Raw genomic sequence first — 21360 nt, forward strand, 5'->3', positions numbered from 1 at the left:
CTGGTTACGGCTTCGGGGCCTTGACGAAGAGGAAAGTAGGGGCACTCTCACTCGCAGTCAGCCGCTCTTTCAACTCATAGCCTTCCTGCTGGAGCTTTTTGAATGTGGCGTAGTAGAGTTCAGTGGCATCCAGAGCAGATTTTTCCAACCCCATGCGAATAGAAAAGTCTGTGACTTCGCTTTTGCCCTCACCGCGGGTAATTACCACTTTGCGCGCACCAAAATCAATCCGCACTACGGCCATTTCCGGCTCACCTTGTGCCCACACCGGCGAGCTGCCTAGCACCAGCAGGCAGCCCATCATAAAGAATAGTTTTTTCATAGGCCCTCAAGATAGGGGGCTGGTTGCATAGTCACGATGTATGCCCCTTATCCAAGATGTGCCCCTGCTTACCCCATGTCTTGCTAGCTACTGCTGCGGGCTTACCAGCCAATCGCCTGTACTACTCACAAACACCCTCCACAGGATGTAAGAAGGAAACCACTGGGCGTCACTTTTACCTATGTATTTACCATTCTCGCACCACATACAAGCGACTGCTCCGTCTTCTGCAACTGAAATAACAGTCATGATAGGTCCCCCGGATTTGAGGCGCACAGTATCTCCCTCCTTGATTGCCATTACAATGTATTGAGTAAAAAATGTTTTCAAACCTACTAATCGGTGGGATATAATCCTACTTGATAGATATAGTCCACTTGTTGCCAGATACTACTGCCTTCTCCCTATGCGTACTGCTCCCATCTTCTATCCCGTCCTGGCCCAGGCATCCCCGCAATGGCAACAGCCGGCCGAGCAGCTACGGCAAGTGCTGGCCCAACTGGCTCCCCAAGAACGCCGGCGTATTCTCGACTTCATCGCCGCCCCGCCGGAGCCACCCAAGCCCAAGCCCTACCCAATCGGGGACTGCATGCGTGCCGCCGGCATGGTAGCTGATCTACTGCATGCCCACCCGAGTTGGCCCCAGGCCCGGGCCCGAGCAACGGTAGCCCGAGTCCTTGGCGTAAGCACCGTACAACTCCGACGCATGCTCCGGCACGTCAATCAGTAAACTGCGCGACGCTTTTTGCAGTTGCGCGACGCTTTTGGGCCTGCGCGTTTTGTCCCTACACAGGATGGTTGAAGCTTGCATAGTGCCCTAAAATAGGGCCTTCTAGGGCAATGGCTAAAACCAAAACTTCTTTTCAACCTGGAGAAGGTGGCCGAAAAAAAGGCGCCAAAAACAAGTTTACCACCGCCCTCGTGGAGCGGATTGAGGACGTGTTGAGCAAGCTCGACGAAACGCTGCTGGAGGATATCGAAAAGCTCTCGCCCGCCAAGCGGGTGGAAGCCTTTTTGCAGTTACAGGAGTACGTGCGGCCCAAGCTCAGCCGCAAGGAGCACACCGGTAAAGACGGTGGCCCGATTGACATCCAGACCATCCGGCTCACGGAAGTAAAGCGGGAGGGCCAACCATGAGCAGCGGCACGCTTGACATCCGGCATACCAGCGTTTTCACGCGTAACCTGGACGCGGCCCAGACCCCGGGCGTGCGCATCGTCGTGAACCAAGGCGGCACCCGTAGCAGCAAGACGGTAAGCTTGGTGCAACTGGCCATCTACCTGTGCCTGATGGAAGCAGGGGTATTGTTTAGCGTGGTGCGCGAAACCCTGCCCGCCCTTAAGGCGACAGTACTACGTGATCTAGAAGAGCAATTGGAGCGCCTAGGGCTATGGAAGCAGGTGCATCACAACAAGACGGACCACTTGTATACTTTCTCCAATGGCAGTCAGATTGAGTACTTCAGCATTGATGATGCCCAGAAGGTGCGTGGCCGCAAGCGGCATTACCTGCTAGCCAATGAAGCCAACGAGCTACGGTTAGAGGATTGGCGCCAGCTCATCTTCCGCACGGAGCGCACCTTGTTTCTAGACTTCAACCCAAGCGAGGAGTTCCACTGGATATATGAGGAAGTGATTCCGCGCGCGGATTGTGTGTTCATCCAAAGTACCTACCGCGACAACCCTTTTCTACCCGCTAGCATTGAGGAAGAGATACGCTTGCTGGAGGCCGCCGACCCCAACTACTGGCGCATCTATGGCCTGGGGGAGCGAGGCGTAGCGGGTACCACCATCTTCACCCACTGGCAGCAGTGCGCCCTCGTACCCAGCCAGGCCCAGCACCGCCGCTATGGGCTGGATTTCGGCTATAACCACCCCACCTCTCTGGTTGAAGTCAGTGAGACGCCCGAAGCCCGCTACTGGCAGCAGAAGCTCTACCAGTCCAAGCTCACCACGCCCGACCTGATTGAGCACCTGAAGCTGCTGATTCCCAACAAGCGGGATACCATCTATGCCGACCACGCGCGGCCCGAAATCATCGAGGACATCCGGCGGGCGGGCTTCACCATCACCGAAGCCGATAAGGCCGTCAAGGCGGGCATTGATGACGTGAAGAGCAAGCCCCTGTTCGTCACGGCTGACAGCGTGGACCTGATCAAAGAGCTACGCGCCTACAAGTGGAAAACCCTGCGCTCGGGCGTCATCCTCGACGAGCCCGTGAAGGTGAACGATGATGCCATTGACGCGGGGCGCTACGGGACTTACTCCTATACGCTGCAGCACAAGACGAATACCCCTATCACAGTCTCTCAAACCTTCGGCACCACGCGCCGCCGCTAAGCCTATGCTTGTTATCTCCCTCACGACACACCTCGCTGCCCTGCCCACGGAGTGGGGCAGCGTTACCCTGGCTCAGGCCGCCCAGCTGGCTACCCTGGGTGATGAGGCAACCATGCAGGCCTGCCTGGCCGTGTTGCTGGACTGCTCCCCCGAAGAGTTGCTACAACTGGCGCCCAAGCACTTGCGCCGCGCGCTAAGCGCCCTTCTCTTCCTAAGTGAGCCAGTACCCGACCTCACCAGCTTCGAGCGCCCCACCAGCATTCTGCTCGGTGATGTGGAAGTGCCTATCCTCAGCACCTTGGAGGAGTTGACCTTCGGCCAGGCCGCCGATATCGGGGCTCTCATCCAGGAGCATGCCAACAACGTGGCGCAGCTGCGGATACCGGTGCTGGCTACCATTCTGCAACCGGCCTACGATGGCAGCGGCTACGATTCGGATAAGGCCCTAGAGCTAGAGCAGCTCTGCGGCACGGTAAAGCTGCGGCACGCACTGCCCCTCACGGATTTTTTTTTGCCGAGTTCGACCGCATCCGTCGCGGCCACGCCGCCAACCTGAAGAAGATACCACCCAGCAAAGCGGAGCGGGCCGCCAACATCGGGCAATTCTCGCAGGACTGGGATACGCTAGCGGTAGTCGATGCCCTAGCCGGTGGCGACAAGACGAAGTGGAACTACTTCTACCAGCTCACGTGGCCCGAGGTGAACAACATGATCGAGATGGAGAATCACAAAGCCTACTACCGTTACCAGGTGCACCAGCAGCAGGAGCGGCTACAGAAACGGTGAGGCTACTGGAGCAGCTTTCTCAGGAACTTCCTCAGGAGTACAAGCACGAGTACAGGCATCCATATCGGCCAGAGAAGAGCTAGCCAAAAAGCCGCATATCGAATTGGCATATCCTGTCCTGCTACTCCCAGAAGAGCGAACAGCAGCAGAGTAGATACCAAAAGGATCTTGAAAGGACGCATGCCCAAATATAGCTACCCTATGCAGTACCCCATCCCAACCCTACGCGCTTGCGCTGAAGCGGCCATTCCCGGCTGCTACTTCGCTCATGGTGAAAAGGAGGAAGAGAACATCAACCTCGATAAGCTGCCTTTCGATGCTTCCGTAGTGCTGGTGGAGCCGAAGATGTTGGTAACGCCTAACCGCAACACGTATGGCGCCCGCACTACTGTCACCTTCCAAGCCACGATATCAGTGTTGGCCTTTGCCACTATCAACGATGACCCAGAGCGCCGCCTAGCCCGCATGGATATGCTGTTGCAGCAAGCCCTGGCCTTGCTGGCCGCTCTGGAAAAGGACGACAGCTTACAGAAGGTGACGGCCCGCAACATCGTGAGCAAGTACAATGAGTTCGACGCCAACCTGGATGCGGTAGTCATGCAGTTGGATATCACGCCTGCCCAGCGGGCTAAACTGTGCTAGTCATGAACCTAGCCCAACTGCTCAATTCCGAAATCAACCGCACCCAGGACGAGCTAGGCGACTCGATTACGCAGTCCGGCCAGCGGGCCACGGGCCGCACCATTGCCAGTCTGCGCAATGAGTCGGCCCCCGAGCTGGCCCGGCTCTATGGCCCTGCCCACATCGGCGCCCTGGAAGAAGGTGCAGGCCCAGCTAAGAACCCCAAGGCCAAGCCCAGCCGGGCCATGGTTGCCGATATCGAGGCCTGGCTACAGGCCCGCGGCTCCGATGCGTCGCCGTGGGCCGTGGCCATGAGCATCGTGCGCCGTGGTACGCGCCTCTACCGCAACCAGGACCCGCGCTTCAGCAAGCCTACCGGTACCCTTCGCTCTGTGATCGAGGCCAGCCGCAGCCGCTTACGCGAATCCCTCAATGCGGAGGTGCGCCGCTCCCTTCGCTCCGAGCTATTCCCTGACCTCACGTCAACCTCTGCCTACTGATGGCCTTAACACTTGGCATCCAACATACCTGCCTGACGCCTGGCCCTGGAGCTGAACTACGGGTAACCGTGCGTGCGAGTGACCTTGCGGCCGTGCGCCCCCGCGTGTTCGCTACGGTTTCCAAGAACGGCCAAGAGGTCTATAGCGGCACGGTGGCCAAGGCAGCGAATACGTTCCGCTTTACCCCGGTGGCCGATGGCACCTATTCCATCACAGCCACAGACCAAGATGGGGAAACCGAAACGCGCGACTATACCATCAAATGCGGCACAGTCGCTGGCGGTGGCACTGATGCCAGCGCCGATGCGTGCGACCTGGCGATATCGGATGTAGTCGTTTATTCGCCGACTACTCCAGGCGGTACTGGTTCCGTGGCCTTCACCCTCAGCACTACCGCTGCCTCGATACTGGCGTCGGTGTCGCTGGTGAGCAATCCTTCCAACCCCGTCGGCGGGTTGGCTGGCCCGCAGGCCCCGGGCCGCCATACGATCTACAATCTGCCGGTTGGTGAACTGCAAATCCTGACGGGTGATAGCCGCGGCTGTAGCCTGCCGCTCTACCAGTTCACCGTTAAGGAGGCCCCTGCACCACCACCCGAACCCGTGGTACCGCCGGTACCGCTCTGGTTCGCCGTGGGTGGCCTACAGCCCCGCCCGGCCTTGCTGCCTACTCCAGTCAGCAAGCTGCTAACCAGTGCCAACCAACCCCGCGTAGGCCTGCATGTGCAAGTAGAACTACGGCGGCCGGAGGAAGAGCGGCCCTTCGCCCGTTTGCGCAAGGCCGCGCGCCGCCTAGATGAAGTGGTAGACCTCTCGGAGGCGCTGCATCAGGAGCTGGTACCCGAGGTGCACTACCCGCAGCGCGTGGTAGCCCATGATGAGGATGCTACGCTACCCTTCCGCGTGCGGTACCGAGAGGTAGATGCTGAGGGAGAGGGAGAATGGAAAGAGCAGGACGTAACACACTACGCCGTGCTATCGGCCGTGCCTGCCTTGCTGCCCGTTTCCACCTACCTGGCGGACGCGCCGACGCCGGCTAGCCCGCTCAGCGCCTTCCGCAGCGGCCAAGCCGTGCACTGGGCAGGCCTGCCCCTCGACGTGGCCGTGTGGCTGCCAGAGCGCGCTGCTGATGCCGTCTGGTTTGCCGAGTTCCTGTACCGCAACGGTGCCAATCAGGAAGTCGAAATCCGCACCCTGGAGCTACCCGCCTCACTGCCCCCAGGGGTAACCCGCATTCCGCTACCGGATAGCCCACCCACTACGGCTACGACTGTCACTGTTACGCTTCGCAACCCGCCGCGCGAAACGGCTGGCAATGAGCCGCTGCCGGATAAGCTGCCTGTCCATGACTTCTTAATTCCTGACGTAAACGATAACGATTTCCGCTAATGGCTACCACAATAGCACAACTACAGGCCGCGCTGGATACGCTCAGCCGGGATATTGCCAGCACCTTAAAACCTGGTGCGAACGTACCCGGACCAACGCTAGCAGCCCTGCTGGTACGGCAAAACGCACTGGTCAAGGACTTGTCCACCATGCAGGCCGCGGGCGCTAGTAAACTCTACTATGGTTCGTCGGTACCGTCTCCTCAGCTGGGCACCGATAACGACCTCTACCGCCATACGGGTACCTGGGACGAATACCAGAAGGTGAACGGGGCGTGGGTGGTTCGGCTCAACTTGCGCGGGGCCAGTGGTACCACGCCGCAGAAGAATGTAGACTACTTCGATGGCAATGACGGTCTGGATGGTAACACCATTGTTGACCAGAAATACGCTCCTCAAACCGCCGACAACGCCGGCTACAAAGAAGGAGACCAGTGGTTTTACACCATTAGCCTGAGCAGCTATGAGCGCTACGCTCACCTGAACGGCGTTTGGCGACTGGTTTTTCGGAAAGCTGAGACATCGACGCCGCCTGTTTCAGCCGATACGCAGGCTCCTAACCTGACCTTCACTGTGCCTGCCTCGGGGGCTGTAGTCCCTGTGGGCAGCCAGCTCACGCTGACGGTTACGGCCTCAGACAACGTAGGCGTTACGGGGTTGCGGTTTCTGAATGGCGCTACGGGTGCGCTGCTGGGCCAGGGCAGTAAGAACGGCAATACCTACACCTTCCCCTACACGGCCAGCACCGCGGGGCCGCTCTCCCTCGTTGCCGAAGCGGTTGATGCCGTGGGTAACTCGCAGACGGCTACCGTCAACATTACGGTACAGGCCCCGGTGCAGAACATGCTTCCGGTGGCGAATGCCGGTGGTGATACCTCGGTGCAGCTGCCCACCAATCAGGCTGTACTGCAAGGCTCCGGTACCGACACCGATGGTAGCATTGCATCCTACGCGTGGCGGCAAGTGACCGGCCCCAACACGGCTACCGGCCTGCCCTCTACGGTGCAAAACCCCGTGGCCGGCAACCTGATTGCCGGTACCTATCAGTTTGGCCTCATCACCAAGGACAATACAGGGGCTTCCTCGACCGAAGACTTTGTACTGGTAACGGTGGCTCCTGTGCCCAAAGCGCCTATCACGCCGCCTGCCCCGCGCAACCTGAGCATTTCTTCGGGTGGTATCCCGTCCTGGGATACCGTCGATGAATACCAGAGCTCGACGGCTTACGAAATCGAATTTGTTCCTAGCGCATAACGATGGCCTACCAATCTATTCCAGCCCAGAACCCCATTGCCAACAAGTTTCAGGCGCTACAGCTCACGCAGCCCGGGGTGTTCAACGTCCGCATCAAGGCGCTAGACGGCAACAACCCAGGCCTTACGGCCAGCATCCAGTACACGCCCTTTGTAGTGGGGGTAGGTGGTACGCGCTACATCAGCGCCAACTCGGGCAATGATGCCAATGATGGGCTTACGCCCCAGTCCGCCTGGAAAACGGCCGCCAAAGCCGCGGCCAACCAAGCCCCGGGCCGCAGCTTCCTCTTTGAGCGGGGCGGCACCTACACGGATAACATGGAAATTACGTCGGTGAATGCCCCAGGCGACGTAGCGCGCATTGATGCCTATGGCAGTGGTACCGCGCCTCTGTTCACCGGGAAAGTCGTAGTCTATAACAGCGGCTTCTGTCGGGTGCAGAACATTCGTATCGATAGCAACGGCGTAAACAAGGATTGCTTAATAGCCTACTGTGACACGAACGCGGGCATTACCTACAAAAACGTCATCTTCGATAATGTCGAGGTGACCAATGGCAACGCCTTTGCCATTGCCATTGGGAACGGTAACAAGGATTCGTTTGAGGACTGCGTGATCAACCTGTGCACGGTGCATGATACCAAGGAAGGCATCATCACCTACCGCGCTGCTGGGGCCAACCGTCACAAGAACATTCAGATTACTAACTGTCGGGCCTACCGCGTTACGGGTACCGGCTTGCCAGAGAAAAACAGTGGCTCGGGCATCATCATGGGTGGCACCTCCTACGGCTATATCACCAACTGCGAGGCGTATGAGTGCGGAGCCAACAACGGGGCGCAGCACGAAGGGCCGCTCGGCATCTGGCTCTATGATGCCGACCACTGCCTGATTGAGCACTGCGAGAGTCACCACAACATTCGCAAGTACCTTGATGGCGGGGGCTTCGATATTGATGGTGGTTGCTCGTACTGCACCATTCAGTACTGCTACAGCCACGATAATCAGGGCATGGGCTACATGATGGTGAAGTACCCGGGCTCTGAGCTGATGCAGAATAACTTGATTCGCTACTGCATCTCAGAAAACGATGATCTGAAAGGTGGGCAGGGCGCAATCAAGTTGTTTGGAGACATTGGGGAGAACAATGCCATTCTGCACAATACCATCATACTGAAGGCGGTGCCAGGGGCTACGCCTTCCTGCGTTGATACGACTACGCTGGTGAATAAAGTGCAGATTGAGAATAACATCTTCTACGGCGTAGAGGGTACCATGCTCGTCAATGACGTGACGGCCAACGGCGTGTATAAAAACAACGCCTACTACCGCAATGGGCTGCCCTTAGCCATCAAGTTCGGCAGCACCACCTACAACACGCTGGCTGAATTTAGAGGTACGGGCAATGAGGCCAACAGCCTGGGCAGCGAAGCCAACCCGCAGTTCTTTAGCGGTGGCAATGCTCGTCTGCGGTACGCCTTGCGCAATGCCTCTCCCTTGCGCGTAACGGCCACTGTGAACGGGCAAGATGGTTCGGTGGACTACCTGGGCAACCTGTTACCCAACACCGGCCGCAGCGTGGGGGCTATTCAATACTTCGCTACCGCGTCTACCTCGGTGTAATTCCGACTTCACGCAAACACCCCGACCAAAGGGCCGGGGTGTTTGCGTATCGCTATAACAGGCGGCTTGGGCATATGCCTTCTTTGCCTGGGGGCAGAGCGCACGACATCTTGACTGGTAGAATTGTAATGTGCCTATTTATGACCATTCATTGAATAGTACTATAAAATTGTGCTATAGATTTTAAAATAAGTGTTTACCGCTTCCAATTACGTGTCTTGTACTGAGTTATACGGTCATATAATGTCTGACCTTTGAGGATGACAGAAACAGAGCAACGTCGCAAATTTGTGCGATTTGGATTATCAATAACAAGAGGCACAACGCTTGCTCCTTGTATTTTCGAAAGAACACTGTTGGCGAAGTTTAGCTGCGGAAGGCTGAGCATCGACCAAGTGATTACACGACTTGATGCCAACCAGCAAGTGAAAAGGAATCGCCTGTAAAGGTCAAAGAATTTGGTTGAGTAGAGGGCAAACCTTCACCACATCGACTAGGCTCCAGGCCTTTCCTGCCTCACTCTCTATACAATACCCCGCCCCACTGGTCGGGATATTTTTGTGTCCCTCTATATTGCGCGACGCTTTTTGCAGGTTCGCGACGCTTTTGGAAGTAGTCAGTTGCTAGCCTACGACGCTAGTAAGACCTTCAAGGCATGGAAGTGTACACCCAGCCTTTTTTACTTGAATTACAGTCGTATTGCCCCGGCCAGGGCGTGTATCTGCGCTGGCTCTCATCCCTGGGCAACTGGGAAGGTTGGCTCTTCGAGGGGAATATTGACTTCACCACCGAGCCCGAAGCAGGGAGCGTATTCCGGGAAAGTGGCAGCCCAGCCAAAGTACTGCGGCGCCAGGTGCGCAAAAGCAACTGTTGCGCGCGGGGGACTTATTGCCCGGCCAATGGGACGGCCTGAGCACCCTGCTCACGAGTCCGCAGGTGTACATTCAGGATGCGGCCGGCCAGCTCACGCCCGTAACGGTGACAGCTGGCCCGGCTACCCGCAGCTCAGCCGACACCCGCACCGAGTTTGATGTCGAGGTGCAGCTAGCTCTCCTCAACCCCTTAACGCGCATCTGATGGCAGCTTCTTTGGTAGTAGCCGAGGGGAAACGCTTGCCGCTGGCCGCAGATAGCCGCGTAGCATTGACGGTGCAGGCCAATGATCTGCTGAAGGCTGACTCGGTACAATCCGACTACACCAACACCCTCACGCTTGCAGATACGCCGGAGGTGCGCGCCGCCCTAGATCAGGCCCAGCAGGGCATGAGCCTATCCGAAGTGCCCTATCAGCAGCTACCCTGCACGTTGGAAACTGGCGCTACCGAGGTGCTACCCAACGGCGTGGCCATTGTAGAGCAGCACGAAACCGGCAAGGGCTTTGAAGCCCAAGTATTGGGAGGGAATAAGAATTTCTATGCTGCCATTGAGGGTAAGAAGCTGCGAGAGCTCACCTTCCCCGCGGCTATGGAGCATGATTGGCTACTGCCCTATGCCGCATCTGGGGCTACGCATGAGCACTACCGCCAGGGTTACGTGTACGACCTCTACGACCTGGGGAAGGGCGTGCTAGACGTAGTGAACCTGCATACCGATGGCATCCTGCCGAGCGTGTACGCCCGGGCCGTATGGGAGCAGATCATTACCGAGGCGGGGTTTAAGTGGTCGGGTAACTTGCCTGTCCTGTTTGACCGGCTGCTGTTGCCCACGCCCACGGCGCCTGGCTACAGTAAAGAATTTCGGGCCGCGCGCAAACTGGTAGCGGGCATTGATCATGCCGGCGGCAAGAATACCGACAGTGGCCGTGCCTACGAAGGCCGGCCCGAGGTGCAACGTGTGGTGCCCTTCGACTATACGGGCGGCAACTACGGCTACGTAGCGCCGACCCAGGCAGGCGTATGGAATCCGACCGCCCATAGCTGGAAAGCGTTGGAGCCCTGCTACGTGCAAGTGAATGGTAGCGTCACGCTGGAGCTAAGCAGCCCGTATGGCAGCGCCAAAGCCCAGTTGTTTACCTACGTCAACGGCAAAGAGATTGGGGGCGGGCCCGCCGTCGAGAGTAAGAAGGGGGCGGATAGTACGTACGTAACGGCCACCACCAACGCAGCGAAACTACTCCTCAGAGCTGGGGATGAGGTCACGCTTAAAATCAAGCTGAACCGGGCCAAAGAGGGTATTTACGGTACGAATAAGTGGGGCTATACCATGTTTGATGGCAACATCCACAGCATTAATGGTACGACCCTGCCCCTCGATAGCTTCTCGGTAGATGTATTAGCCGACTTCCCGCCCGGTGGGCGCGTGCGGCTACAGGATTTACTGCCTGATATGAGCCAACGCGACTTCGTAAAGGGCTTTGTTGGGCTGTTTGGGCTGACCCAGCAAACCGACCCCTACACGCGCCGGCTCACGTTCACGCCCACGGCGGCGGCACTGGCCGCCAATCTGGGTAGTGCGCCCGACTGGAGCCCGAAAGTGGACACCCAGCGCCCCGCACCGCGCCTGTTTCACTTGCCCGACCAGGCCCAACAGAACTGGTTTCGCTGGAAAGAGGACAGCACGAACCCCGATTCCGCGAAGGAGCTAGGTGATGGTATGCTGCCCTGTGCAGATGCTACCCTCGAAGCCAAGCGGGATACCGTTGTATTGCCCTGGGCAGCGACTACGCAAGGGGCGCAAGGTCTGCTGTTGCTGCCCGTGTACAAGGTGCGAGTGGGTACCGTCATGGAAGCAGCGGAGTATGACCAGCAGCGCCCGGCCCCGCGGCTCGTGGTGCAGACAACCCAGACTCGGGCCGTGACGCTCACCGATGGCAGCAACACGGTACCTATTGCCCCGCGCATCAGCACGTTCGCCGGCTTGGACTTCCAGCGGGAACTACTACCAACCTACTACACGCACCTGGCTGCGGTCTATGCCCGGCCACTGCTCTACAAACCATCCGTGCGCCTGAGCGCCCTGGAAGTAACTGGCTTCGATCAGCTCCAGCCGGTCTGGCTGGAAAAGGAGGGTGCCTTTTTTTACGCAAATAAGCTGAATAGCTGGGAGGAAGATCAGCCTTCTACCGCTACCGAGCTTTTACGCCTGACCTACTAAGCCATGGCTGACGAAACCGAAAAGGTCTTATTTGAAATCCGCCTAGGCTCTGAGCAGCTAAAGGCGGAGATGGAGAAGGTGCGCACCCAGCAGCGCGGCCTGACTACCGATATTGCCAAAACGCGGGAAATGCAGAAGCTGCTTACGGCAGACTTCAAGAATGGCTCCGTTTCCGAGAAAGAGTACGGCATTGAGGCCCAGCGCCTGAGCGAGAAACTACGGGCGCAGGTTAAAGATCAAGCGGCTGCTTCGAAGCAGTTGGAAAATCTAGGCAAGGTCAGCGGCGAAGCCGAGGGCTCCATCAACCAACTACGTGCCGAGCTGGCCTTGACCACGGCTAGCTATAATGCGCTCAGCATAGAGGAGCGCGAAAACTCGGAGGCGGGCAAAGCCTTGCAGCTCCGGACGCGGGCCATCAGTGACGAACTGAAAGAACTAGAGTCAGCGGTAGGCGACAACCGCCGCAACGTGGGCAACTACTCAGGCAGCTTACAGCAGTTGGTAAAAGAGATGGTCAAGCTCCAAGCTCAGGAGAAAAGCTTGGGGGAGGGTACAAAAGAACTTGCTGAGAACCAACGTCGGCAAGCGGGCTTCCTGACGGCCGCCCAGCGGGCTGCGGCCCAGGCTGGCCAAACCTATGAGGAGGCCACTAAAACCATTGAGAACTACGCGAAGAGCATTCAGCCAGCCGTAGAGAACTTGGTGCAGTTGGAGCAAGAGCAGGCCAAGCTAGTGGAAACCGGAGAGGAGGCCAGCGAAACCTACCGGAAAATCGGCTTTCAGATTGCAGCAGCCAATAAGACGTTGGAGGAAGGTAAGCCAGCTACGGAATCCTTCACCAGTGCTCTACTCGATGCCGCTGGTGAAACGGAAACGTTCGGGGGTGCCGTGCAAAAGGCTAGTGGCTTGCAGGAAAAATGGATCCAAATTCAGAACCTCAGCCGCCTGGCCATGGGCGCCAGCACGGGCGCTGCGAAGATTCTGAAGGTAGCCCTCATTGCCACTGGCCTGGGGGCGTTCCTGGTGGTGGTCGGTTCGCTCATCACCTACCTCACCCAGACGGCTGAGGGTGGGCGCATTCTGGAGCAAGTGTTTGCCCAGATCGGAGCTACTGTTGATGTACTTACGGATCGGTTCGGCACCTTCGGCAAGGCGGCCATGCAGTTCCTCAATGGTGACTTTGCCCAGGCCGCTGAAACGGCCAAAGCCAGTTTTCGGGGCGTAGGCGACGAAATTCAGCGGGAAACGAAGCTTTCACTTGAGTTAGCCAAAGCTCGGCAGGCCTTGGATATTGCGCAAGCCAAGAATATTGCCACTAATAAGCGGCTGCTGAATGATGTGGAGCGCCTGAAAAACCTGCGGGATGATGAGAATAACAGCCTAGCAGTGCGTACGAAGGCCAATGAGGATGCTTATAAGGTCGAAATCAAGCGCCAAAACACGCTGGCTGACCTGGCTAAACGCAACCTCAACATCATTAATCAGGAAATAGAGCGCCGTGGGGGCGAATCTAAGGCCACCGTTGACCAGTTGCGGGCCCGGGGGGAGGCTGAAAACGAGTATTTTGACATCCTCGAAGACAGTGCCGGCAAGCAAAATGAGCTGATTACGAACCGTTTTTCCCTGCAAAAGGAGGCCGAAGAGCGCTTGCGTAAGATTCGACAGGACTTTCTGAACCTAGAAATAGCCCAGATAGATGCTCGGCTAGCGAAAGTTGTAGTAGGCAGTGAGCAGGAGCTACAGCTAGAGAAGGATAAGCTAGCGAAGCAGCGCGCCCTGGCTCTAACAGAGGCTGACTTGACGGCCAGCCAGAAAAAAGCCATTGAGGTGAAGTACCGTAGTGATATCGAGGCCTTAGATCGGGAGCACCTGCAGCGCCTACGCCAGCAAGCCGCCGAGGCCCAGCAGATCGCAATTGCCACGCAGCTGGCCCGTGCGCGGGAAGGCAGTCAGGAAGAGTTCATCCTGAAGGCCCAGGCTATTCAGGCGGAACTGAACGCCCGACTAGCGGCCATCGACACCCGCCAGAGCAGGGAGGCCCAAGCTGCTCAGCAGGATAGAGCCCGCGCCGAGACAACCAAGAGCCAGGCAGAGCTAGAATTACAGCAGTCGCTGACTAGCTTGGAAACCTACCTGAGCCAGCAGCGCACCCTCACCAATCAGCAGTATGCCGATGGTAAGGTGACCAAAGCCCAACACGAAGCGGCCTTGGCCGCCATCGAGCGGGCCGGCCAACAGGCGCGCATCGTTACGCTTCAGGACTACGGCAAGAGTACTACAGCCGAAGAGGAAGCCCAGAGCCAGCAGAACATTGCCACTGCTGAGCGAACGGTAGAGCGCAAGAAAGCGCTTGCTGAGCAGGAAATGCAGACTCGTGCGGCTGTAGTAGATGCGGCTCAGCAGGGTACTGACACAGTTATTCAGTTGTTCGGCGAAGAATCAGCCGCCGGTAAAGCGGCATTAGCTGTCAAGAAAATACTAGCTGTCACCGAAATCGGGCTGAACCTACAAAAGGAATTGTCTGCTATTGCCGCCGCGGCCGCCGCTAACCCGGCCAACTTTGTAACGGCTGGGGTAGCGGGTATCTCGCAATCAGCTATTCTTTCGGGTATTGCTATTGCAAAGGCTGCCTTCGCTACCGCCCAGGTATTGGCCTTTGCTGATGGCGGCCTGGTGCTGGGTCCTGGTGGACCCAAGGAAGATTTGATACCAGCCATGCTCAGCAACGGCGAAGCGGTGATGACAGCCCAGGCTGTGAAAATGTTCGGGCCGCTGCTCAGCACCCTGAACCAGATGGGCGGCGGGAAATCCTTCGGTTATAAGGACCCGATGCCGGCGGCTACCATGGCTCGCTATGCCGAGGGCGGGGTAGTGCGCTATGATGCCAGCTATATGGCAGCCATGTCAGGCCGCTCAGGTGGTGGACAGATTGACTACTCCGAGTTAGCCCGTGCGGTGGCTCAGGAGCTAGGGCCTGTATTCTACGAAGCCAACAAAGCATTGCCCACGCCTGACCTCAACATTACCGAACTACGCACTAAACAGGAGAAGCAAGCCCGTAACGAAGCCCGCGCCGACCTATGAAAGTGATTGATATTCTGAATAAACTAGAAGAGGGAGGCCATCTGACCTCCCTCTACCAAGCTGGGATTATTAACCTGAAAGCGTTTAGTCAGCGGGATATCTATCTACGGTGGCAGACGCTCCGGGCCTCCCTGCGCTATGCGCAGGACAATGCTGGGGCTGTGCGCATGGTGGCCCAGGAACTGGATGTGAGCACGGATACAGTGTACCGAGCCATTGCCGGGATGGAGAAGGTCGCGAAAGTAGCTTAGTGCTTTACCAAGGTAAGCAGCTGCACATTGGAGCGCGTGCCAGCCTGCTGTTTCCCGCTGGTCAGTTCGAGCTGGGTTGGCGTAAACACCGTAATATCATGAAAGCCAGCAAAAGTACCCCGCTGGTAGGTCATGGTCATGGACGTTTTTGTGTACGTGTAGGTGCCAGAAATTACACCTAAATCCTCCGAGTGATACTGAAAGGATTTGTCCGCACTAAACTCGTAGTAGTCGCCTGGCCTGCCGTACGATTTGAAAGCGGATTCTATGCCGCCCTTTTCATCGTAGGTAGTTGATTCCCACGTGTGAACGTCCCAGCGTCCTGTTAAGTCTATCAATTCTTTCATGGGTTCGGGCTCGTCATTGCCGGTGGTGCAGCTAAACGAAGCGCAGAGCAGGAACAGTAATAGGAAAATAGAGAGTACGCGTGTTGGCATGAGGTAAGGTAAAAGGTGAAAACGCCACCAAGGTAATAGGCTGACGCAGAATGGTGCGTCAATAATTCAAGCATCCCTAAATAGTCCTAGCACCTTCGTGGTGCATGGAAGCAACGCTGTTTATCACCGGTATTATTTCGCCCAACAATGAGGAGGGTGGCAGCACCAGCCTGGAATATGTGAAGGCGGCGTTGGAATGGCAGAAGCCGTTCGATACGGTACGTGTGACCATCAATAGCCCTGGCGGCTACGTGTCGGAAGGCATGGGTATTTACGATTACCTGCGTAGCCTGCCCGATTGCACCATTATCACCGAGGCCCTGGGACAGTGCTCCAGTATTGGCACGGCCGTTTTCCTGGCTGGCTCGGAGCGCCGCATTCACGCCCACACCGAATTTTTGATTCATCTGCCTTCGGGTGGTGCTATCGGCACGGCTGATCAGATGCAGCAGTACGTGAACGATTTGAAGCGTGACGAGCAGAACCTGATTGATCTGTACGTCACGCGGGCTGGCGTGGAAGAAACCACGGTGGCTGAATTGATGGCGCAGGAAACCACGCTCACGCCTGAGCGCGCCCAAGAACTTGGCTTTGCTACCCTAGTGGTTCAGCCGGTAACTGCGTTGGCCCGGCCCTCGACTGCTCTCACTGTCACTATTGAACCGCAGCCGGCCGCGCCGGCACCCTCACTTATGGCAACTCTGAAAGAGCAGGCGCAAGCTTTGCTATCAGGTATTATGTCGCTGGGCAAAACGCCCGCTACCAACCTCGCTGTCACGACTACGGGCGAAACGCCGGTTACCCTCACTATTGATACGGGTGATCGGGATACCTACGAAGTAGGCGACTCGGTGACGGATAGCGCCGGTACAGCGGTAGCCGACAGCACCTATGCGCTGACCGATGGCAACACCATCACCACAGTAGCAGGGGCTATTACATTCATTGCCCCAACGGCTACCGACACCACCGATACCATGGCCACGGATACGGTACCACCCGTTACGGCTACTGCTGGTGATGATGTACAGCAGCAAATCCTGGAAGCCTACAGGGATTGACGACTGTAGTAAAAGGCCAGGGCGAAGCCATTCAGGCCATCAAAGCCGGCCAGTCAAGAACCGCCCAGCGCCTGAACACGATTGCCGCCGCTACGGGCAGTGTGGCCGTGGTAGATACCGATGAGGTACAGACCCCTTCTCAAGTGGGCAAAGCAGCGCCCAAGGCCCATGGTGACGAAGCCGCTTCGGCACGCGAGGCCCGCCAGAAAAGAAACCACGGCCGCCCGCTGTAAGCCAGCCCAAGCCCTTCTCTAGCACTTTTTTATCTCTTCAGACAATGGCTCAAACCATTCTTGATTACGCTTGGCTGACTGGCGCGGCCCCTTTCTACGGTCCTGAGCAGTTCCGGGCCTACATCCTCAAAGCCATTCTAACCGACCCGATTCTGTCGGCTATCATGGTCATCGAGGATGGCATCAAAGCCAAAATGGACGTGCCCTTCGTGGGCAAGTTCGAGAAGGTTACGCACCTCGACCCGGGTTGCGGCGCTCAGCTTCATCCGTTCGTATTCCCTTTGACAAGCTCACGTGGGACCCCAAGCCCATGATTGCCTGGATTCAGGAATGCGCGACCGACCTGGACCGCGTGTTCATGGCCTGGGGTCTGGATGTAGGCTACAAGCGGGACGACCTGCAAAACGCCCTCATCAAGATCAAGCGCTCCAGCAGCATTGTTCCCGGTGATGCCGCTTCTGATCAGGCGGTCAACTACTGGAATGAGTTCGTACAGGATATGTTTATCAATGCCATCACGAACGACATCTACCGCTTTGCCTTGCTCGGTGATACCACGATTTCAGCCGCTAAGCTGACGGGTGGTGCCGATGATGTAAAGAACTACAATGCCGTTGACGGTGCCTTTAAGCAGGTATTCAACGCAGGTCCTTCCAACCGCGCTTATAGCATTGCCGCGAACCTGTCCGCTGATCAGATTCTGCCCGCCGCTGAGTCCTACCAGATTTTCAAAGCGCTGCTCAATGCGGCCGAAGGGGATTTGGAAGATGCGTCGGATAAAATCATCCTGGTAACCAGCTCCATTGCCGGCAACTGGGTAGACTACCGCGAGTCCAACGACAAGGTAGCCGTGAGCTGGCTGTTGCAGGAAGGCGGCCTGGTAGCCCCTACGTTCCGCGATGTGCCGATTATCAAGGTGAAGGACCTCGATAAAATCCTGAAGCGTGACTTCAAGATCGGGGGCAAGATTGATCTTCCTCACCGGGCGCTGCTCACCACGCGCAGCAACTTGCGGGCTGGTTTCGACAGCTACGATGCCGCTACCGAGGTAGACGCTTGGTACAACCGGGAAACGCGCTTCACGCACATGCGCTCCATGTTTAAGATGGACGTGAAGGTGATGAGCTCGGACCTGATGCTAGCTGCCTACTAGCCTATCCTATCGCGAAAACGCCCCGGCCAGCTAGGCTGGGGCCATTCTTCACCTTCAACTATAGGAGACTAGACCTATGGCAGTTTGCCGTCAACTTAAGAAAGGCGCCGCCGCACCCTGCGAAACGGGTGTATCGGGCCTGAAGCCTAGAACCGTGCTGATTCGCAAGACGGATATTGCCGGAATTGTGCGTCACGCGACCATTAAGAAGGGCCTCTCGCTTACGCTGGTAGCTACCAAAAAAGGCTTTCTTTTCGAGGGCATGGGTAGCAGCAACGCCGCCCGAGCTGAGTTGTCGCAAGGCACCTACGGGCCTCGCTACACCCACAGCTTAGACCTGGTAGCCTTCGACCCAGGCCCCGAGCAGGCCGAAACGATGGAAGATTTAGCCGCTGAGCCGGAGGGTGTTGTTTCCATCACGCCCGACAATAATGGCTACTACAAGATTCTCGGTCTGAATGCGGGCCTGCGTCCGTCGGCTATGAACACCGACAGCGAAAACGAGGACCTGGGGGGCGGTGTTGCCGGCACCCTCACCAGCACCAAAGAGAAAGGCTTGGCTGATTACTTCATGGTGTTCACTGCGGGCGTCTATGATGTCAACGCCACGCGCTTGGCTTTCGAGGCGCTGTACACCGTCTAATGAGTACGCTAGTTCCAGGGTGGGTGGAACGGGCTCGTCTGCTGCAACAGGCGGGCCCACATGCCGCCGCTCCTGAAGAGATAGCCGCCGTGCATGCGGCCTTCTATCCCAACCGGGAAGCCGTGTGCCTCACTTGCCCCGGTAAGCTCGGGGTTGCCTACATGGCCATCATGCGCTACCTGGGTAGCCTGCCTGCCGATTCTTCCACCACTTTATTCGCTTCCACCATTCCCATGAGCAAGCCGAAGTATTCCTTCACCGATTCCCAGCAAACCTACCGCCCGCATAATTCGCCGGAGGTGTTCAGCAATGCCAACCTCACAGATGGTCGCGTAGCCATGCTGCTGAAGGGTGACCCCGCACTAGCGCTGCATTTCGGCATTACTGAAGCAGAAGGCCCGCAGTTCGTTGCTGAGCATGAAGCGGAAGTTGCTGCACTGGCAGCTGCTACGGCTCCTGCACCTGTCAGCGAAAGCACTACTGCTACGGTTACGCTGACCACCAGCAACCCACTGGCTGACGAAAACAGCGACGTGTACAAAGCGGAGTTTGCCAAGCTTGATGCGCTGCGGCGTGAAGAGTTGGATGCTATCTATACCGATGAGGTAAAGGAAGGCGACGCCAAGAGCTTCCCTAACAAAGCTGAGCTTATTAAAGCTATCCTAGCCTTCCGCGCTAAGTAAGCTTACGGCTACCTGCTATTGCCCGAAAAGGCCCGCGCCGCACGTCGGGGCGGGCCTTTTTGCTTTCACTCCTTTCGTCTTCCCTGTGTCTACTGCTCCCGAAACTCCTGCTCCTCACACCCTTGCTCCCGTACCCCAGGCCCAGCGTCAGGTGATTAGAGCGCAGTCGTTGCGGCCCGATATCATCACGCTCACCACGCCGACTGACTACCCAAAGTGGGGGGATGACAACTTGTATCCGCAGCGGCTACTGCACGCCATGGCCGCCAGTGCACGGCTACCGTGTGTGCCGAGCGCAAAGCCCAGTTCATTGAGGGCAACGGCTTCAAGGATAAGACTTTTTATAAAGCCGTGATTGATCGGGCTGGCGGCACCATGGACAGCTTGCTACAGCCAGTAACCAACAACTCGTCCTACCTAGAAGGCTGGGCCGTGCGAGTGAACATCAACGCCAACGGCCACCCCTGCGAGGTGCTGCATCAACCTAAAGAGCAGGTGCGGCCCTACTTCCCCGAAGCCGACGGCGTTACGCGTTGGTGCGGCCTGGTGCGCAACCCGGCGGCTGTTGCCAAACGGGGCACTACCTATGCCAACCGGTCGGGTATGCAGAAGGTGCCCGTGTTCAACCCGCGCGAAAAGCCCGAAGAGCGGTTGAAGCGGGCGCTAGACTGGCGTAACGACAAGGATGAAGTAGTTGGGCTACAAGGCTACCCGGGCGAAATCTACTACTGGTTTCAGAAGCGTACGGGCGCCTACTTACACCCGCGCCCACTCATTGATGCTGTGCTCGATGATGTGTACTCGGAGCCGAATTTGAAGCGCAGCCGGGCGCGTGACTTGGATTCGGGCTATTCGGCTCAGGTGATGATTACCGAGTACGGTACCACAAAGCCAACGCAAGAAGTACTGGATGCCAACGATATAAAGTACGGGCAATTTGTAGGTCCTGAAGGTAGCCGCATTCTATTGCAGTATGCTGATAAGCCAGAGAATAAGCCAAGTGTTGATACCCTAACGGCCCCCGATGCCAGCAAACGCTACGTGACGGATGAGGAGGCGATTAAGGCCAACATCCGGGAAGCCATGCAGATGCCAGGCGTACTGCTGGGGCGTGAGATAGCGGGCAAGTTGGGTAGCTGGCAGGAATTTCAGGACGCGGTAGCCTACGTGCAGGCGCTAGTCGTCAACTCGGCTCAGCGTAGCATCGAGCGCGGCTTCGAAGCGGTGTTTTGTGATTTCCAGCTGACGGACGGCACGCAGCCTTTCAAGAATCTAAAGGATTTCTCTATTGAAAATCTAACGCTCCAGCAAGCCGCCGCGCTGGCTGGGCAACCAGCCCCTGCCGATAATGGAAACCCTGCTGTTTAGCCGTGAAGATTTTGAGCCCTATATCGAACTACCTCAGATCGACCCGGGCCGCTTAGAACCGCACATGCTCAGGGCCCAGCGCCGCCTACGTCCTGTGTTTGGTGATGCACTCTACGAAGAGCTGAAGCGCCGCACCGAGCTAGATGCAGTGGAGCCAGAGGAAGGGGCAGAGCCCATCCAATGGCTTACGGGTGATTGGGTGGAGTTGAAGGCCCGCGCTATCCCTGCTCTGGTGCACGCCGCGGCTGCTCAGTACTGGCCCTTCTCGCAAACCACTGTTGTTAGGAATGGAATAGTGCGCAAGAAATCTGAGCATTCAGAGCCAGTTGACGCCAGCACCCTAGCAAAGCAGGCTAGCATCTACGATGGGGAGGCCCTGAGCTACGAAGCCGAACTACGCAGTTGGCTGATTGCCCATGCGGCTTCCTTCACCGCTTTCTACCCCGACCCCTCACACTGCGGCTGCCATCCGACGGGGCCGGCCGGCCGCCCGCCCACCGTGGTCGTGCAGCCATTGGCCGCAC

Annotated in this window: 24 protein-coding genes; 21 read left to right on the top strand and 3 right to left on the bottom strand. The window is 57.4% G+C overall.

Translation table 11 applies throughout. The annotated features are described in order from the left end of the window. Window positions 1-4 precede the first annotated feature (4 nt). The gene (locus VI25_RS15690) at window positions 5-322 is read right to left on the bottom strand and encodes a hypothetical protein (RefSeq protein ID WP_045689423.1); all 318 of its coding nucleotides are present in this window, start codon (window positions 320-322) and stop codon (window positions 5-7) included. 87 nt (window positions 323-409) lie between these two features. Further along, a complete protein-coding gene (locus tag VI25_RS28945; protein WP_045689422.1) occupies window positions 410-622 on the bottom strand; it encodes a DUF2158 domain-containing protein in 213 nt (70 codons plus the stop codon). A 106-nt stretch (window positions 623-728) separates the two neighbouring features. Here VI25_RS28945 and VI25_RS15700 point away from each other — a divergent pair, with 106 nt between their 5' ends. The 13 genes from VI25_RS15700 (at window position 729) to VI25_RS15770 (ending at window position 15258) form a co-directional block, all read left to right on the top strand. Beyond that, window positions 729-1052 carry a hypothetical protein gene (locus VI25_RS15700; protein ID WP_045689421.1) on the top strand — a complete coding sequence of 108 codons (324 nt, stop codon included), beginning with the start codon at window positions 729-731 and terminating at the stop codon, window positions 1050-1052. A 110-nt stretch (window positions 1053-1162) separates the two neighbouring features. Beyond that, on the top strand, window positions 1163-1459 hold the full coding sequence (locus VI25_RS15705) for a hypothetical protein (protein ID WP_045689420.1): 297 nt from the start codon (window positions 1163-1165) through the stop codon (window positions 1457-1459). Continuing rightward, the gene (locus VI25_RS15710; protein WP_045689419.1) at window positions 1456-2661 is read left to right on the top strand and encodes a PBSX family phage terminase large subunit; all 1206 of its coding nucleotides are present in this window, start codon (window positions 1456-1458) and stop codon (window positions 2659-2661) included. Before VI25_RS15705 ends, VI25_RS15710 begins: the two co-directional genes overlap by 4 nt. A 4-nt stretch (window positions 2662-2665) precedes the next feature. Further along, entirely contained in the window at window positions 2666-3217 is a 552-nt protein-coding gene (locus VI25_RS15715) for a hypothetical protein (RefSeq protein WP_045689418.1), read from the top strand. Window positions 3218-3648: 431 nt separating this feature from the next. Further along, window positions 3649-4089: a hypothetical protein gene (locus VI25_RS15725; protein WP_045689416.1), complete on the top strand. Its 441-nt coding sequence runs from the start codon at window positions 3649-3651 to the stop codon at window positions 4087-4089. A 2-nt stretch (window positions 4090-4091) separates the two neighbouring features. Next, the gene (locus tag VI25_RS15730; RefSeq protein WP_045689415.1) at window positions 4092-4568 is read left to right on the top strand and encodes a hypothetical protein; all 477 of its coding nucleotides are present in this window, start codon (window positions 4092-4094) and stop codon (window positions 4566-4568) included. Further along, window positions 4568-5956: a hypothetical protein gene (locus tag VI25_RS15735; protein ID WP_045689414.1), complete on the top strand. Its 1389-nt coding sequence runs from the start codon at window positions 4568-4570 to the stop codon at window positions 5954-5956. Before VI25_RS15730 ends, VI25_RS15735 begins: the two co-directional genes overlap by 1 nt. Continuing rightward, the gene (locus tag VI25_RS15740; RefSeq protein WP_045689413.1) at window positions 5956-7209 is read left to right on the top strand and encodes a PKD domain-containing protein; all 1254 of its coding nucleotides are present in this window, start codon (window positions 5956-5958) and stop codon (window positions 7207-7209) included. Before VI25_RS15735 ends, VI25_RS15740 begins: the two co-directional genes overlap by 1 nt. Window positions 7210-7211: 2 nt before the next feature. Then, window positions 7212-8831 (top strand): right-handed parallel beta-helix repeat-containing protein, encoded by a 1620-nt coding sequence (locus tag VI25_RS15745; protein WP_045689412.1) that lies wholly within the window; start codon window positions 7212-7214, stop codon window positions 8829-8831. A gap of 870 nt (window positions 8832-9701) precedes the next feature. Then, complete coding sequence (locus VI25_RS15755; RefSeq protein WP_152981657.1) at window positions 9702-9908, top strand: hypothetical protein; 207 nt, start codon at window positions 9702-9704, stop codon at window positions 9906-9908. After that, the gene (locus VI25_RS15760; RefSeq protein ID WP_055562648.1) at window positions 9908-11923 is read left to right on the top strand and encodes a hypothetical protein; all 2016 of its coding nucleotides are present in this window, start codon (window positions 9908-9910) and stop codon (window positions 11921-11923) included. Before VI25_RS15755 ends, VI25_RS15760 begins: the two co-directional genes overlap by 1 nt. 3 nt (window positions 11924-11926) lie before the next feature. Next, window positions 11927-15007, top strand: a complete 3081-nt coding sequence (locus tag VI25_RS15765) for a hypothetical protein (protein WP_045689408.1) — start codon at window positions 11927-11929, stop codon at window positions 15005-15007. Then, on the top strand, window positions 15004-15258 hold the full coding sequence (locus VI25_RS15770; protein WP_045689407.1) for a hypothetical protein: 255 nt from the start codon (window positions 15004-15006) through the stop codon (window positions 15256-15258). Before VI25_RS15765 ends, VI25_RS15770 begins: the two co-directional genes overlap by 4 nt. On the opposite strand, the gene VI25_RS15775 is transcribed toward VI25_RS15770, so the two are convergent. Beyond that, on the bottom strand, window positions 15255-15695 hold the full coding sequence (locus VI25_RS15775) for a lipocalin family protein (protein ID WP_045689406.1): 441 nt from the start codon (window positions 15693-15695) through the stop codon (window positions 15255-15257). The two genes, VI25_RS15770 and VI25_RS15775, sit on opposite strands and share 4 nt — an antisense overlap. Before the next feature lie 104 nt (window positions 15696-15799). On the opposite strand from VI25_RS15775, the gene VI25_RS15780 reads away from it, so the two are divergent. From VI25_RS15780 to VI25_RS15815, 8 genes are all read left to right on the top strand, one after another. Continuing rightward, window positions 15800-16756 carry a Clp protease ClpP gene (locus VI25_RS15780; RefSeq protein ID WP_045689405.1) on the top strand — a complete coding sequence of 319 codons (957 nt, stop codon included), beginning with the start codon at window positions 15800-15802 and terminating at the stop codon, window positions 16754-16756. Next, entirely contained in the window at window positions 16753-16989 is a 237-nt protein-coding gene (locus VI25_RS15785; protein WP_045689404.1) for a hypothetical protein, read from the top strand. Before VI25_RS15780 ends, VI25_RS15785 begins: the two co-directional genes overlap by 4 nt. A 44-nt stretch (window positions 16990-17033) precedes the next feature. Next, entirely contained in the window at window positions 17034-17303 is a 270-nt protein-coding gene (locus VI25_RS15790) for a hypothetical protein (RefSeq protein WP_055562649.1), read from the top strand. Continuing rightward, window positions 17300-18142, top strand: coding sequence for a hypothetical protein (locus VI25_RS15795; RefSeq protein ID WP_055562650.1), 843 nt, complete (start codon window positions 17300-17302; stop codon window positions 18140-18142). Before VI25_RS15790 ends, VI25_RS15795 begins: the two co-directional genes overlap by 4 nt. A 76-nt stretch (window positions 18143-18218) precedes the next feature. After that, complete coding sequence (locus VI25_RS15800; RefSeq protein ID WP_045689402.1) at window positions 18219-18785, top strand: hypothetical protein; 567 nt, start codon at window positions 18219-18221, stop codon at window positions 18783-18785. Next, window positions 18785-19468 carry a hypothetical protein gene (locus VI25_RS15805; RefSeq protein WP_045689401.1) on the top strand — a complete coding sequence of 228 codons (684 nt, stop codon included), beginning with the start codon at window positions 18785-18787 and terminating at the stop codon, window positions 19466-19468. The genes VI25_RS15800 and VI25_RS15805 overlap by 1 nt, the downstream gene beginning before the upstream one ends. Before the next feature lie 282 nt (window positions 19469-19750). Beyond that, the gene (locus VI25_RS15810; RefSeq protein ID WP_045689400.1) at window positions 19751-20836 is read left to right on the top strand and encodes a hypothetical protein; all 1086 of its coding nucleotides are present in this window, start codon (window positions 19751-19753) and stop codon (window positions 20834-20836) included. After that, window positions 20817-21360, top strand: a 544-nt coding sequence (locus VI25_RS15815) for a hypothetical protein (protein ID WP_152981658.1), incomplete at its 3' end; no start/stop codon positions are given. The genes VI25_RS15810 and VI25_RS15815, both read left to right, overlap by 20 nt.

The sequence above is a fragment of the Hymenobacter sp. AT01-02 genome (assembly GCF_000961955.2).
Classification (GTDB): domain Bacteria; phylum Bacteroidota; class Bacteroidia; order Cytophagales; family Hymenobacteraceae; genus Hymenobacter; species Hymenobacter mucosus.